The organism is Saprospiraceae bacterium, from assembly GCA_016716185.1.
Classification (GTDB): Bacteria; Bacteroidota; Bacteroidia; order Chitinophagales; family Saprospiraceae; genus Vicinibacter.
In genome coordinates, this window is record JADJWV010000002.1 from 1,940,512 (window position 1) to 1,956,025 (window position 15,514).

General features: G+C 41.5%; 12 protein-coding genes. 1 reads left to right on the forward strand and 11 read right to left on the reverse strand.

The window, feature by feature from the left end:
• Positions 1-35: 35 nt before the first annotated feature.
• The 6 genes from rpsO to IPM34_09535 all read right to left on the reverse strand — a co-directional run bounded on the left by rpsO (position 36) and on the right by IPM34_09535 (position 8,464).
• Positions 36-311, reverse strand: coding sequence for a 30S ribosomal protein S15 (gene rpsO, locus IPM34_09510; protein ID MBK8955781.1), 276 nt, complete (start codon positions 309-311; stop codon positions 36-38).
• Between the two features lie 163 nt (positions 312-474).
• A complete protein-coding gene (gene mazG / locus IPM34_09515) occupies positions 475-1,248 on the reverse strand; it encodes a nucleoside triphosphate pyrophosphohydrolase (protein MBK8955782.1) in 774 nt (257 codons plus the stop codon).
• Positions 1,249-1,848: a GTP cyclohydrolase II gene (gene ribA / locus IPM34_09520; GenBank protein MBK8955783.1), complete on the reverse strand. Its 600-nt coding sequence runs from the start codon at positions 1,846-1,848 to the stop codon at positions 1,249-1,251. It abuts the gene before it with no gap.
• A 333-nt stretch (positions 1,849-2,181) separates the two neighbouring features.
• The gene (smc, locus tag IPM34_09525) at positions 2,182-5,736 is read right to left on the reverse strand and encodes a chromosome segregation protein SMC (GenBank protein ID MBK8955784.1); all 3,555 of its coding nucleotides are present in this window, start codon (positions 5,734-5,736) and stop codon (positions 2,182-2,184) included.
• 158 nt (positions 5,737-5,894) lie between these two features.
• On the reverse strand, positions 5,895-7,235 hold the full coding sequence (locus IPM34_09530) for an MATE family efflux transporter (GenBank protein MBK8955785.1): 1,341 nt from the start codon (positions 7,233-7,235) through the stop codon (positions 5,895-5,897).
• 77 nt (positions 7,236-7,312) lie between these two features.
• On the reverse strand, positions 7,313-8,464 hold the full coding sequence (locus IPM34_09535; protein MBK8955786.1) for a metallophosphoesterase: 1,152 nt from the start codon (positions 8,462-8,464) through the stop codon (positions 7,313-7,315).
• 202 nt (positions 8,465-8,666) lie between these two features.
• Between IPM34_09535 and IPM34_09540 the strand changes: the two genes are divergently transcribed.
• Entirely contained in the window at positions 8,667-9,128 is a 462-nt protein-coding gene (locus tag IPM34_09540) for an acyl-CoA thioesterase (protein MBK8955787.1), read from the forward strand.
• A gap of 383 nt (positions 9,129-9,511) precedes the next feature.
• On the opposite strand, the gene IPM34_09545 is transcribed toward IPM34_09540, so the two are convergent.
• The 5 genes from IPM34_09545 to IPM34_09565 form a co-directional block, all read right to left on the reverse strand.
• A complete protein-coding gene (locus tag IPM34_09545) occupies positions 9,512-9,856 on the reverse strand; it encodes a GIY-YIG nuclease family protein (protein ID MBK8955788.1) in 345 nt (114 codons plus the stop codon).
• A 302-nt stretch (positions 9,857-10,158) separates the two neighbouring features.
• Positions 10,159-13,485, reverse strand: coding sequence for a T9SS type A sorting domain-containing protein (locus IPM34_09550; protein ID MBK8955789.1), 3,327 nt, complete (start codon positions 13,483-13,485; stop codon positions 10,159-10,161).
• Between the two features lie 289 nt (positions 13,486-13,774).
• Entirely contained in the window at positions 13,775-14,191 is a 417-nt protein-coding gene (locus IPM34_09555) for a hypothetical protein (protein MBK8955790.1), read from the reverse strand.
• 125 nt (positions 14,192-14,316) lie between these two features.
• Entirely contained in the window at positions 14,317-14,526 is a 210-nt protein-coding gene (locus IPM34_09560; GenBank protein ID MBK8955791.1) for a hypothetical protein, read from the reverse strand.
• A 202-nt stretch (positions 14,527-14,728) separates the two neighbouring features.
• Entirely contained in the window at positions 14,729-15,010 is a 282-nt protein-coding gene (locus tag IPM34_09565; protein MBK8955792.1) for a hypothetical protein, read from the reverse strand.
• Between the last annotated feature and the right edge of the window lie 504 nt (positions 15,011-15,514).

Here is a 15,514-nt window from a genome sequence, read left to right on the forward strand (position 1 = left end):
GCCAGCCATCTGAAAGAATAAATTTGCAGGGAAACTTATTTTCTCAAACCTAACTGTTCCAAAATTGCCTTATAGCGAGTCAGATCTTTGCGGTGTAAATAATTCAAAAGCTGTTTGCGCTTTCCAACCAATTGAAGCAAGGTTCTGCGGCAAGAATGGTCTTTTCTGTTGGTTTGCAGGTGGTCCGACAATAATTTAATACGCGTGGTAAACAAGGCTATTTGGGATTCCGTGTTACCTGAATTTGATTCAGCGCCACCAAACTTTTTGAAAATCTCTTCTTTTTTGTCTTTTGTCAATAAAACGCTCATAATATAAATTAGAAATTGTTACCAAATAAAATCGCGAAGATTTTTTATTAGCGCGGCAAAGATACTCAGATTATTAGAAATAAGTTTTGAATTTTAATAGAGAAATATATAATTCTCAGGATTTAACGAATTATTAATAGTTATATTTGTATATAATTGAATATCAATACTTTATTTTTCTTTCCATTTGTTTCGCCTGTTCCCAGAGCTGGTCCATTTGTTCGAGGCTGAGCGCACTCAGATGTTGCCCGGCATGAGTTTCCATGTATTCAAACCGGGATTTGAATTTAGAATTGACTTTCTCCAAGGCCAGATCGGGATCTATCCCATGATGTCTCGCATAATTAACCAGTGAAAACAGCACATCGCCAAACTCTTCTTCTTTGTCTTCCTGGCTGCCCGAATCCGCAGCTATCCTGAATTCTCTCATTTCTTCTTCTACTTTATGCCAGACCTGTTCTTTATCGGGCCATTCAAATCCGACCTGCCTGGCTTTGTCCTGCATCCTGAAGGCTTTCACCAGAGATGGAAGCGATGCCGGAAGCCCTTCCAGCAATCCTTTTTTCCCTTCTTTCAATTTGAGTTTTTCCCAATTCCGTTTGACTTCTTCTTCATCGTTGAGTTTGATTTCGCCATATACATGGGGATGCCTTGAAATCAGTTTTTCGCAGAGATTTTCGGTCACCTCGTAAATTCCAAAATCTTCCGTTTCTTGCATGATTCTTGCATAAAAAACGATGTGAAGCAACAGATCCCCTAATTCTTCCCGGATACCGGCCGGATTCCCTTTGAGTATCTCTTCGGACAACTCGTAAGATTCTTCCAGGGTTAAAGATCTCAGGCTCTCTATGGTTTGTTTTTTATCCCACGGGCATCGCTCCCGCAAATCATTTATAATTTCCAGCAACCTTAAAAAAGAAACTGCTTCTTTCTGCATTCAGTCTTTAGTTTTAGGAATCAGGTGACCCATTTTCTCTCTTTTCGTTTTCAGGTACTTGTCGTTAAATGGATTACTGGGAAATACCAAAGGAATTCTTTCGAGAATACAAACGCCTCCTTCTTCCAATGCAGCAATTTTTTTCGGGTTGTTGGTAAGAAGATTGACTTTATCGATTCCGAAAAACCGAAGCATTTTCAAAGCACTTTCGTAATTGCGCTCGTCGGGTTTGAAACCCAATTCAGTATTGGCCTGAACCGTATCCATGCCCCCTTCCTGTTTTTTATAGGCTTCAATCTTGGCATGCAAACCGATACCTCTGCCCTCCTGTCTGAGATAAATGAGCATTCCGCCTTTATTTCCAATAAAATGAAGAGCTGCCTGCAGTTGCTGTCCACAATCGCAGCGCTGTGAACCAAAGACGTCGCCTGTCAGACATTCTGAATGAATTCTCAGTAAAACGGGATTCGAAGGATCTAAATCCCCTTTCACCAATGCAATATCGGGTAATTCCGGATCCTGCTCTCCAGGAAAGCTAAAAATCTGGAAATCACCATAATTAGTGGGCAAAAATGCAGATACCGTTGAGTTCATCAACATGATTATTTATTAACCTGAACCCAAAACAACGGTTCTTGGGCGAATGTTGAGATGAGTTTTGGTTAAAAGGCAAAAATCAGATTCTTCTGAAAGAGGAACCTTTATTTTGCCAGAACATTATGGCTGCACTAAAACTCAGTACAACCGTGACCACACAAAGGATAATCATGGATTGGTTTGGTTTTCGTAAAGCTTGATTTCGACCACAATATCCAAAATCCTCAGGGATTCCTTCGCGAAAAGAAAATTAAATTAATATTTTTTTTTTAAATATGTGTTACGCCGCAAAACAACGTCAGTTGTAAATTAACCGAATGAAATATACGATTCTGGTCAGTTGGCCATTTCTTCCAATTCGATTTCGTGCTTGTATTTCCGGAAGTCCACTGCGGTGACAGAAGATATCCCCGGTTCCTCCATATATACTCCATACAAGACATCCACATCGGCCATGGTGAGTTTGTTATGGGTAATCAATATGAACTGCGAGTCGGCTGAAAATTTCCGGATGATGGAGTTGAATTTCTCAATATTGATGTCATCCAAAGGTGCATCTACCTCATCGAAAATACAAAATGGAGCCGGTTTCAAAAGATAAAGAGAAAACAACAGTGCTATGGCCGTGAGTGTTTTTTCTCCTCCCGACAACTGCGATATGGATTTGGGTCTTTTGCCTTTAGGCTTGGCGATAATGTCGATGTCGCATTCCAGAGGATCCAATTCATCTTCGAGTATCAGATCGCAATCATCGTCGTCTGTGAATAAACTTCTGAACACCGCCTGAAAATGAACCCTGACCTGGTTGAATGCCTGCATAAATCCAGCTGTGGCTGTAGATTCGATTTCCTGAATCGTTTCCAATAGGCTGTCCTGCGCTTTAAGAATATCTTCCTTCTGGATCTGGATCTTGTCCATACGGGATTTCATTTCTTCGTAGGCTTCGAGGGCCAATGGATTCACTTCACCGTAATTATCGATCCTTGTTTTGTAGTAATTGGCTTTGTCTTGCAGTTGTTCCAGATCTGCAGGCTCTTCGCTTTCTTCGGGAATGTAATTGTCCAGTTCCGCATGAAATTCAATCCGGGCTTTCTCCACTGCAGATTGAAGTCTGAATCTCCATTCCGCCTTTTGATCCCTGATCGAATTGACCTGCGATTGCAATTCGTGCAGATTTTTTTGATGCAATCTCGCTTTGGTTTCCAATTCCGAGATTTGATTCCGCGTTTCGTAATAATTTCTTTCGAGATCCGAAAGATCGCTGTCCATCGTTTTCCGAAATTCCAATTTCTCTGCCAAAATTGCCATTTCGGTCTGCTGCTGTTCTTTTAATTCTTCGAGAGATTTTTTTAGTTCAAGTACTTTTTGTTGTTCGCTGCTGATATACCGCTCAGCTTCCAGACGTTGCTCCTCTTTAGCTTGTCCGTCTTTCAAAACATTGTTGTAACGGTTTTCCCATTTCAGCAATTCGATCTTCGCCTGATTGAACTGATTTGATACCTCCGAAAGTTCGAGGGATATTCTGTTAAATTCATCATCGGAACTGGATAGATTTCCGGAAAGTTGCAACAATTGATTTTTTGCCGATTCCACATCCAGCAAACCGGCTTTCATGCGATCAGTAAACTCGACGATCTTTTCGCTGTTGCTCTGAATTCTGGCATTAAGTTCATTCTCAATGTCGAGCAGGTGCTGCATCCGGGTCTGTGATTGCGCAGATTGCTGGAGAAGTTCTGTTTGTCTGCTGCGCAGAATTTGCAACTGACCCGACTGGTCCTGCAGTTCGTATGCTTTGAGACTGTCCTTGAGTTCTGCGAGATTCCTGCTTAAGGAAATCGATTCTTCATCGAGTTTGTTGATTTCAAGCTCAAGTTTTTCGAGATTCTTTTTTCGACCCAGTTTTTTTCCTTCAAACAATCCGACAGAACCTCCACTCAACATCTTGTTTGCCTTCAATACCGAACCTGTCAGACTGATGACTGAAATTTCATCCGGAAATCTATTGATGTCTTCGAGATGTTGTTCTTCTTCCAGAACATAAACATTGCGCAACAACTCGTCAAATAAAGGAGTATATTTATCTGAAACTTCAATCAGAGAAAGTGCAGGAGTACATCCTGCGACCTTTTTTATTTCTGCGGAGTTGTTTCTGAATTTATCGAGGATGAAAAAATTTGCTTTTCCTTTAGAGTGGTTGAATAACAAACGAATGGCTTTGATTGCGTCGTCTTCCGTGTGTACTACATAAAAGTTGAGGTAGTTTTCCAGATAAAGCTCGATCGCTGCACGGTATTTTTCATCCGTATAGATCAAATCAGAAAGGATGGGAATATCTTTTCTCCAGTTTTCGTGAAGAAATTTTATCGATTCCGGAAATCCTTCCATTTTATCGATCATGCTCTTCAGCAATTCGTATTCGTTGCTTCGGGCATCTTTCAACCTGTTCACCGCAACAGATTTCTCGGTATACGATTCAATCTCCAGTTGTATTTGCTTACTGGCGTTAATGCGTTTTGTTTCTTCTTCCTGAACACCCTGAATTTCCGTTTCGAGAGATTGAAGTCTACCCGACAATTCTTCACTCTGCAACTTTACCAGGGTAAGTTCATCACCTCTGGATTTGATTTCATCCTTGCATCGGAGCGTATCTGAATTCAGGTTTTCGATTTGATTTTCATATATGGCCTGCGCTTTTTCCAAATCGAAAATTCCGGCCTCCATTCTGTGTTTTTCCTGCTGAAACTGATCGACTCCTGATTTAATATGATTGAATTCTTCCTGCTTGGCCAAAAAAACTTCTTCAGCTTGTTTCAACTGTTGGCCGGCCGATTCAAAATCGGATTTGCTGGTTTCAATTTCCCTCTGGAGTTTATCCAGATCCGCAGTTAATTCTGTAAGCTTCATCGACGTTTGTCCGATACTCTGATCGAGCATCTCCAACTGATGCAGCTGCATATTCTGTTTTTGTTCGGCGATCTGGATGGTACTTTCCAAACTACGGATAGCATCCAGGACTTCGTTTACTTTTTTCTGAAAATCCGACAAGTGTTTTTCCTGATCCAAATGCGATTTTTTCAGCCCCTCAATTTGCGCCTCAGTCAAATGTATGGCAGATTCCTCTTCTGTAATTCTGATCAATTCTCCCTGGATGGAAGATTCAATTTCTTCCAATTTCTGCTTAAGGCTTTTTGCCGTGAGATACTGGACATACAATCCAAACGATTTATATTTCTCTTTCAGTTCATTAAACCTTTTGGTTCGTTTTGCCTGTTTTTCGAGTTCCAGCAAATTGTTATTGATCTCAAATAACAGGTCTTCAATCCTGGCCAGATCTTCTCTGGTCGCTTTTAACTTGTTTAGAGATTCCCGCTTGCGCGCTTTATACTTACTGATTCCGGCTGCCTGCTCAAACATTTTTCTGCGGGCACTCTCCTTGTTTGAAAGCAAATCCTCAACCATGTTGAGGGCAATGATCGCATACGAATCTGAACCCACCCCGGTATCCAGAAACAAGCCCGTGATGTCTTTCAACCGGCAAGTCACCCCGTTAAGCCGGTATTCGCTGTCGCCGCTTCTGTACAACAACCTTGCGATTTCGATATTTTGGTAATCGGTAGGCAGTAGATTTTTAGTGTTTTCAAAATTGAGCACCACCTGGGCCATGGGCGCTTCTTTTCTGCGCTTGGTCCCGTTGAAAATAACATCAGACATTTGCTCCAAACGGAGCTCTCTTCCTTTCTGCTCGCCGAGTACCCAACGAATGGCATCGACAATGTTGGATTTACCCGAACCATTAGGCCCCACAATACCAGTGATCGATTCATTGAAATGAATAACAGTTTCATCGGCAAAACTCTTAAAGCCTTTTATGGTCAGGTTCTTTAATCTCATGCCGCAAAATTAGATTTTTCTTTAATATAAAAAATCTCTATATATTCGAAATGGAAAGGTATAATTACTTGATATACAATCATATATAAATATTTATACTATCTTTTAATAGCATAATCAAGCTATTACACCATGCGAAAAAAGACAATAGATTTTTTCTAAAGCTTGAGAAAGTTCCAGTTTCCCGAAACGAGGACCCGGTAGGACAGCACACCCTGGATCAACCAGTAGAGAATTTCGGAAGCCCAGGCCAGAGCAAGTCCGTTATCTGAATATTTTATGGCTAAAAAAGCAGCCATCAGATAAACCACACTTCCGATAATCTGGATTTGCAGTCCTTTAAAGGTCTCTCCTGCACCGCTTACTCCATTGAAATACATGGTGGTCACGGAATACACCAGCAAAATGCAAAGCAGGATCCTGAAATAGGGAATACTTTCTTCGATCAGACCCGTTTCGTGATGTCCCAACAGCGGAGATAGAAAAACCGTTGGGAAGAGTAGAAACGGAATAGAAATTACTGCTGTAGTCACAAATGCAATCAATGCAGAATGCTCTACCAGCTTCAGGACTCTTTTGTTTTTTCCCTTTCCTATGGTGCTGCTCACCAGGGTATTGATGGCTGTAGAATAACCCCAGCAGGGAATGGCCAGGACAAGGTAGGTGATCCGCAATAGATTAGAGACGGCCAGGGATCGCTCTCCCATTTTTTCGATGAAAGAAAAAAACAAAAACCAGGCAAGTATGGCCAGCAAAGACTGAAAAAGTATCGTAAATGAAATTCCATTGATCGTTTTGATCCATGAAAATTCAATATGAGGAATTTTAAATAATTTAAAGGGTTTGAGCTCCTTATCGAGGATCATGTAAACCACAAAAACAACAAATGCAACGATCTCTGAGATCCCGCTGGCGAGCCCTGCTCCTGCGATTCCCATTTCCGGTAAACCGAATTTGCCAAACACCAGTGCATACCCTAAAAAGATGTTTACTACACAAAGAATGATGGTATCGATTAAAATGAATTTTGGTCGTTTGATTCCGATGTACAAAGAAACCAGGGCAAGCCCGACGTAGGCAAAAACCAATCCGATAATCCTGTTGTCGAGAAATAAAAGGGATTTTTCTAAAATGATGTCAGACTGTACGAAAACCGACAGAATAGGCCTGGCCGCGAATTTGAGGATGAGGAAGACGATGCATCCAAGAATAAACTCATAAATCAGGATGGCATAAAAGTACTTGGTCACGAATTCGTAGTTGCGCTCTCCGTATTTTCGCGCAATCAGGATCTGCCCTCCTTTGCTGAATCCAAAAGCAATGGCTGCGACAATGAGATAAAACACAGAGATAAAGCCTGCAGCCGCAAAATCATTGACATCGTAATAGTAAAGGAAAAGGCTGTCGGTAAGGGCAATGATATTTTGAGCTGCGCTTCCGATCATCATGGGAAGCGAAAGCTTTATAACATTTCTAACATTGTACCAAAACTCGTGCAAAACGGCTTATTAAAAGCCAAACATAATGAATTATGCCGATCGCATGGTTCAGGAAGATTTAAAATTAAGTGAAGAAATTATACGGGTGAGTCCGTGGGCGTTTTTCTCAAAGTAATGTGAGTGATTTCAGGCCAGATCCCTACCCTTCCCCGGTAACCCAACACACCGAATCCGCGGTTGATGTATAGATACCTGTCGTTTTCGCGGTGCAGATCCGACCATTTAGCATAACGGTACTGGATCGGACTCCATTTAAATCCCGGTAGTTCGATCCCCATCTGCATGCCGTGCGTATGACCGCTTAAGGTCAGATGGACCAGATTGGGATGATTTTTGACGATAAATTCCCAATGTGTGGGATCGTGTGAAAGCAATACTTTAAAGTCGCCGGAAGCCACGTTTTCAAGAGCCTTATCCAGATCGCCAAGTTTACCAAAACCAACACCCCAGTTTTCGACGCCCAGCATGTGGATGTGTTGACCTTCTTTTTCAATTTTAGAGGATTCATCGCGAAGCAGGGTAAATCCCATATTCTTATGGTGATCTACTAATTTTTGGAAATTTTCATTTTTATCGGCGACATGAGTCCAACGATGGTAATGCCCGTAATCGTGATTACCCAGTACCGAATACTTTCCTGTTTTAGCGCGAATTTTTGAAAAAGCTTCAGCCCAGGGATCAAATTCAGAAGCAAAGGTATTGACCAGATCTCCGGTAAAGACCACGACATCGCTTTCGAGCTGATTGACCATTTCAATGGCTTTGGCAATTTCTCCGGCATCGTCTAAGCTTCCTGCGTGAATGTCGGATAGCTGAGTGATGGTAAATCCGTCAAATGCCTCGGGAAGATCTTTGTAAAAGATTTCTTTCCTGTGAATTTTAAAATTATACCGGCCCTTGATCAGGCCATAGGTCAAAGACAGGAAAGGTAAGCTTGAAACGACAAGTGCCGTTTGGCCGACAAATTTTCTTCGCGAGGGAAGAAACGAGTCACCGGTATCTGAAGAAGAAAATAATTTTTGATTGAGCCCCGAAAAGAACCTAAACACATCCTCACCGATCAAACTCAGGATGAAGATCAGTTTAGATATAGCGATGATCATCCAGATATTGGCAAGAATCACATACCAATTTGATCCCATGGCAGGACGTCTGAAATCAATCGGATTCAATAAATATGCGATGGGAAGGCTCAAAGAAATGAGCCAATAACTAACCATAATTCCCATTCGGATTCCATTGGGCAGACTCACTAATAAATGTCTGAGTCCCAGGAATGCATAGAGGTCAAGTCCAATTAAAACGAGAAAAGCAATGATAAATCCCACAATTATAATTTTAGCAGGGATATTCTGGATAGCCCTGTAATGACCAGGAACATGTACCTTAACACCCTTAAAAATAGTTTAGTTCAGTGCCAATTGTTAAATCATGGTAAATAAACCCATCCAAAAAGCAAGAGTCCGGTTTAAGGATTGCGATCCCATGGGCCACTTGTACAATACCCGATTTATCGAATACATGCTGGAAGCCAGAGAAGATCTGCTTCTCAGCCATTATCAATTCGATTTGATGGAATATGCACATACTACAAAGTGTTCCTGGGTGATCACCAAACACGAGATCAGTTATTTGCGGGAAGCAAAAAGAAATGAAATCATTGTTCTGGACTCGCGTCTCATCTCCTTTGATGAAAAGCGCTTAAAGGTCGAATACCAGATCTGGAACGAAAATCAAACGCAGTTGAAATGTCTGTTGTGGACGGATTTTCTTCACGTGGATCTGATGACAAAAAAGCCGTGTAATCATTCAGAGGAAGTCATGGGTAAATTGGAAGAAATGCTTGAAGGGATTGGGGAGGAGACGATGGTGGAGAGGGTTATGGTATTATAATCCGCTCACTTCGGCTCACTTCGGCTCCGCTCAGTGAGCCGAAGTGAGCTACATTTCGTTATTCTTTTGGAGATTTCGGCTCCGCTCGCTGAGCGAAAGTGAGCTGCATTTCGAGTCAGATCAGTGAGCCGAAGTGAGCGGCATTGCGTTATTCTTTTGGAGATTTCGGCTCCGCTCGCTGAGCGAAAGTGAGTTGCATTTCGTTATTCTTTTGGAGATTTCGGCTCCGCTCGCTGAGCGAAAGTGAGCTGCATTTCGAGTCAGATCAGTGAGCGGAAGTGAGCTGCATTTCGTTATTCTTTTGGAGACTTCGGCTCCGCTCGCTGAGCGAAAGTGAGCTGCATTTCGAGTCAGATCAGTGAGCCGAAGTGAGCTGCATTTCGTTATTCTTTTGGAGATTTCGGCTCCGCTCGCTGAGCGTAGCCGAAGCGAGCGGAGTCGAAATCTAAATACGAACTCTCATTCATACACTTCGCCAATTCGTGGAGCCGCTCTGGCATCTCCATGATCAAGGCATTTTTCTTTTTTTTGCTCCATCCCTGAATTTGTTTTTCGCGATAAAAGGCATCCTGAACTCTTTTGTACTCCTCATAATAAACCAATTTCACAGGTAACCTGCTGGCTGTATGTTTTGCACCGATACCTTGCTGGTGCTGGGCAAGTCGAAGATAAAGATGTGTTGTGCTTCCGGTGTAATAGCTTCCGTCGGCACATAGCAATATGTACATATAGCCTTTCTTCATGGTTCTATCCGAGTTTAGAATAGATTTAAAGAAATGATTTTACGCTTTTAATATCTGTTTTCAGTTGCGAATTCGGTGATGGATTGCATCACTCCGTTTGCAACCAAGTGTTCTCGTGTTCTCCCAAACAAAGTTAATGAGATTGTGTGGAAAATTAATTTTTATTGCAGAGATATTTACAGATAATTAGCCTCACGAACTGCATTGCGATCTAACAGTGTAAGGGTTATATGCACTCGTCGTTTAGCAACAATTGTAATCACATTTCAGTGTTTGCATACCAATTGTTATTGTTTCAGAATTTTATGGATCTGATAGTGATGGTGGGATTTATTAATGGTTTTCACGAAATACAAACCTGGTGAAAATGTTGAAATGTCTATTGGTTTTGACAAATCATCTAAATCAATTGTTCTTAGCAATGTACCCAACGAATTGAAAATTTCTAATTGATACGATTGTAAGTTTCCTTTGATCGCAAACTGGTTTTGCACGGGCACCGGATAAATGTGAACCCAATTTTTCGATTTTTCATTATCGACCTGACTTACCAATGGATCGTAAAAGCCAAAATCAACCGTATTGTTGCCACTGGCATCGTAATCAAAATAACAATTGAAGGGATCTCCGTCATGGAGGGGTTCTTCTCCCGAAGAAAGCGTGACTATGCCGGACATAATATCCGTAAATGGATTGCCAAAACCGTTGTTGTCCATATCCACATCATTGTTGGCATTGGGTTCAAAACCGGTTGTTGAAACAAATCCATGGAGTGGCTCACCAACGCCCCAATTATTGACCTGCCAAACAAAAACGATATAATTTCCCGGCTTGAGACCTCCAAACCTGTAATATCCATCTTTGTCTGTCACTTGGACTCCCGAGAAGCCCTGCCAGTCCGGAATGCCGTCTCCATCAGAATCTGCCCAAAGCACTAAGGATACTCCTGGAATTCCCGGCTCTTCGGGATCGTTCATTCCATTTCGGTTGAGATCATTCCACACGCGATTGCCGACAGATACTATTCCCGGCGAAACAGGGTCGCTGCAATCCTGATAACAAAATGCCATCGCATGAATGGCTTTGATCATTTCATCACCCATGGATTTACCTACATTTAAAAATGTAAGAGCATTGTTGTTGAAATGATAAATGGCGTCTTCCGGTGATTCGGATGAAGAAAGATAAAACGGTTTGCTATTGACAAAACCCACTCCCCCTCCATAAAGAGAGTCGTTGCATCCCACATTTTCCTGCGCTACAGACACGATGTTTTGCATACTTTGCACCCAGCTATCGTTGGTGGGTTCATAGCCGCCTTGTCCGGAACTTGCAATCACGATGGGCAAATTGGGTTTATTCAGATCTTTTCTTACATCATTGACCAGGTGATCTAAATTGCTTTCGTATTCTTTCAAAAAGGAATCCGACTCCCCATCGTTCCAACCCTGAAACCAGGCGAATCCCGCGATTTCAAAATCTTTTATTTTTATTTCAGGAAATTCAGAACTCAGGTTTTGGGTAACATCCTTCACCTTTTGAATCATGTGGTTATAAAATTCACCGGTTGTGCCTCCGGCAGATGGAGGACGAAAATCTTTCGCAAGACTTTTCCCACCCCAGGCCGTTTTTATGATCAGCACCGGATCTTCGTAGAATTCATCCAATTGGTGCGCAAACATGAGTTCGGGTCCGATCAAACCATCATAAGCACCTTGTCCGACAGTAATGTTCGATTTGATCGTGTCTCCATTGCGTTCGAAGTATAAATATGCTTGGTCCAATTGTGTCCAATTGTCTTTCGTGCCGATTTTGGACCACGTTCCTAAGCTATCTTTTTGAATGAGGTCCACCAAAGTGCCTGGTAAATTTTGTGGATCACTGACTTCGCCAAAGCCCTGCATGTTCGATTGTCCGGCTAAAACAAACACCCTGACTTTAGGCCGTGATTTTTCTTGTCTGGTAACGATGGGAACATAACCGAATTCCATTCCTTGTGGAGGTTCAATGATGACCCCGGGATCTAAAGTTGCAATCCGGCCTACTGAAGGGGGTTCTAAATACGCATCGGTATGGCGCCAGTTTTTATGCAGCAATTCCACTCTTGCCTGAAGCTTTGTAAGCATCTCTTGTGGAAGTTTTGCGTGAACGATGGCAGGTTGATCTATAAACCGATACCAATAATAAGTAAGGCTTGAGCCATCCCCAAGATCGGCTGTAAATGGACCTGCTGCCGGGCCGGGATGATTCCAAGGTCCGTTCGGATCCTGCCAATGACAGTCCGATTCCTTTGGGGTCAGATAGGAAAGTTCAGGTCTTGCAGAAGCTGGAACCGGTGAAGTCAATAATTGGGTAGAGTTTGGTACATCACCTTTCTCCATTGCCAACCAACGATTGTTTTGATCGAGTTTAAAATATTCAGGCATGATGAAATTAGAACCAGACTTCCTGATCTTGTTTAAATCAAATTTAAAACCCATGGTGTTGACATTTTGCTGGACATTGTCGATGTAGTTCAGATCAATGTCGTGTTTAATTCCATTGCCCGATATTTCAGCAGCCATTGCACCGCCATTATTTACAAAGGGCACAGCTTTCATTCCGGAAACATTGAAACCCGGCATTACGGCAGGTCCGCCATTAAACCAATTTTCTACCTCATTCCAAATTGCATCGGGAGAGTATACTGTTATTTGATGAAGTAAGATGGCATTGTCTTCATCGCTCTCAGGATATTGCAAGCTATTAACTTTCGCATAAAGTTGACCGGTGGAATCCTGAGAAATCAAAGCAGGTGAACCGGCGTGTTCAATACCAAAACCAACATTGGGTTCCGAAGGCCTGGTATCCAGAAACAGACCTTCCAAAGAAGGATCTTGCAGAACGGGTTCGGTCCAGAAGGTAGGTAAAAAGAAAGTTGCGGGACCTTTAAAATTGGTCGTGTTTAAAAATAAAGTCCAGCATTGGTTACCTGTTTTAATGTTCGTACCGCCGGTATTCGGGATGGGATCTGTCAGGGGCAAAGGCAAATATCCATAACCCAATTTCTCCCCATTCAGGCATTGCGACATATTCAGTCCGTCGGGAGCCCAAAGCAGTTTGTTCGATAATTGGGCAACGCCGTATTTACCACCTGGGGTACTCCAGTCTCTATGACCATCGGGCAATTGATCACTTCTGCCAGCGCCGGGTCCGTTGGCCCAGGCATAAAAATTATACGATACGCCGCCCATGATAAACTTAGGAACCTTCGTACCAAAGCGCGTATCGTGCCACCAACCCAATCCTCCTTCAATGGTCGTGTAAAATTGTGTGGGTTCATTGCCTGTCCTTTGGGTGCTCATCCAGCTGCTGCTCAATCCCGTTTGAAAGCGATCGGGCCCCGGATACTTTTGAAATATCGGATAAGCTGCACTGTACATGGTATATCCCGAACCAAAGGATTTGTCTGTGATGTTTTCTGTTGAGATCCACGTAAATCCACTTTTGGTGGCGTTGACTACTTGTGCACAGCTATTGTTATTTATGGCTGCAATGATGTAAAAGAAGCAGATTGGCAAAAGTGTATTTCGACCGATTGTTAAACTTTCGATGTTAAGATATAACGATGACATAGTACAAGGCTTTACTTCATCGTAAAGATAGGTACTGGAATGATGGATGTGCTAACTAAAATTTTTTAAGGCATAAAAGAGTGATACTCCTTTATCCAATTTTCAAAATGCGTCCTGTAATTCCGTTATTGAGATAAAAAATCAAAGTTATTCAAGCTCGAAGACGAAAGAACAAGTGTTAGTTTAAAAGGGTAAGAATATGTTTGGAGGGGTTGTTCAACGGTTAGTACATGTGTCGTGCGACGTTAGGAGCATGATCGTCATGTACATATTTAACGAAAGTATCATATTAAAAATTGACGATTAACCTTGTTGACCAATGTAACAAAGTTTTATTGTGATAATAATCTTGGTCATCAATATCAATTTCATCAATACTACCAATTTTGTTGCCGTTCACAATTATGGGTTCACCTTCTACAAAAGAGTCATTTAAACTATTAAGAAATTTTAATTCTCTCGAGAAACTCCAATATATGTTCTTGTTCAGTCGAATTGAGTAGCCAATTCCACCTTCAACAATTTGATTGAAAGATTGCTGACTTGAGCCAGTTGCAATCTCAAGAAAATTAATGTTAACAGAAAAACCAGAATTTTCTAAGAGCCAAAGTCCAGCCTTCTTCCATTTTCGACATTTTGTGGTTGGCTTTATATTGCTTCGTGCTGTTGCTATCCAATCTGCATAGAGAAATGGAGTGATTGTCATAGTAGTAGATACTAAAATAAATCTCCCGTCCAATTGTTGGTAAACTAATGTTGAATCAACTGGGTTGATGGCCGGAAGTCTGTATCTAAAACGATCATCTTCCGATAATTCACCGTAAGCAAAACTTAACCCAAGTTGAACACGTTCTTTTTATCTCCGTCAAAATCCCTATTGAGCCTTTTATTTAAAGTGCTTATTGCATCTACAAGCTTGGTTGTATTTGCGATTGAATCCTTAAGGGCTTCATTTTCCTTCTTAAGTTCTTCGATAGTTTGTTGACCAAATAATAGGCCCATTGAAAAAATTAAGAAGGTCGTAAAAATTGCTGTTTTCATGACTTGTTTTTTTTTGTTTTGTTGTCGTTAACTTCAGTCCGTCTAAAAACTACTTACCCCAAACCCAAAGTTAAGAAATCATATCTAATAATTGCAACAGAGACGATTTACGGAACGATAATTTTTGATATTTGGGGTCAGGAAAATTCCGTATCCATAAAAATACTGCATCTTCCATGCTTAAATTTCATTGTCATAATCCTTAAATAATCGATTGGAGGTAAGCTTTGAGCTCATTTTTAACTATGATGTTGACTAATCTTCGCAGGTTAAAAGCTGTAAACATCAGTCCAACATAGCAACTTGCCCGTTTTATACCTTGTGTAGTAGTGCTGTGATGCGTTTCAAAATGAAAATCATCTATTTTAATGCTTTCCACAAACAGATCTATCAATCTGACTTCATTGTCAGCATCAACGATCTGATCCAGGTTTTCAGCAAATAAAAAGATTTGACACCGGTCCGTTCCTTGTATGTATCGCATGCCTTAAAGATACCTACTCGAAACGATTGTATCCTTATCCTATTCAAAAAGTATTCAACAATTTCGATTGAGTTTTTAGACAGTTTGACGGTTTTCGGCTTTGCGAAGGCGGGGCCTTTCAGCACTACCGTTCACTCGAAGAACCGCACTTCAATTATACGAAAAACTGTCAACCGAAGCACGTCACCCCCGCTTTTGCAAAACCGATGTTACCGGATGCCCTTTTGTCTGTCAGACAGCTGAGTATGGTTGAGTTACGCACAAACCTGTCAACGAAGCGATTTACATTAACAGCTGTCATTGTCGAGCTAACACTAAGTTAGTGCTGTGGCGGAAAAAAGCAAAAAAAAATAGGGTTGGGAAAAATTCTTCTTTGGGTCGGAGGAAAAAATACTCTCTTGCAAGCTTTGGTTCGTGGGTTGGCTTGTAGCGGCTTGTAAGAGTGTATTTTTTGTGTTTGGGGAGTTTATAGTATGACAAAGATTCTTATCTTTGTCATACTTA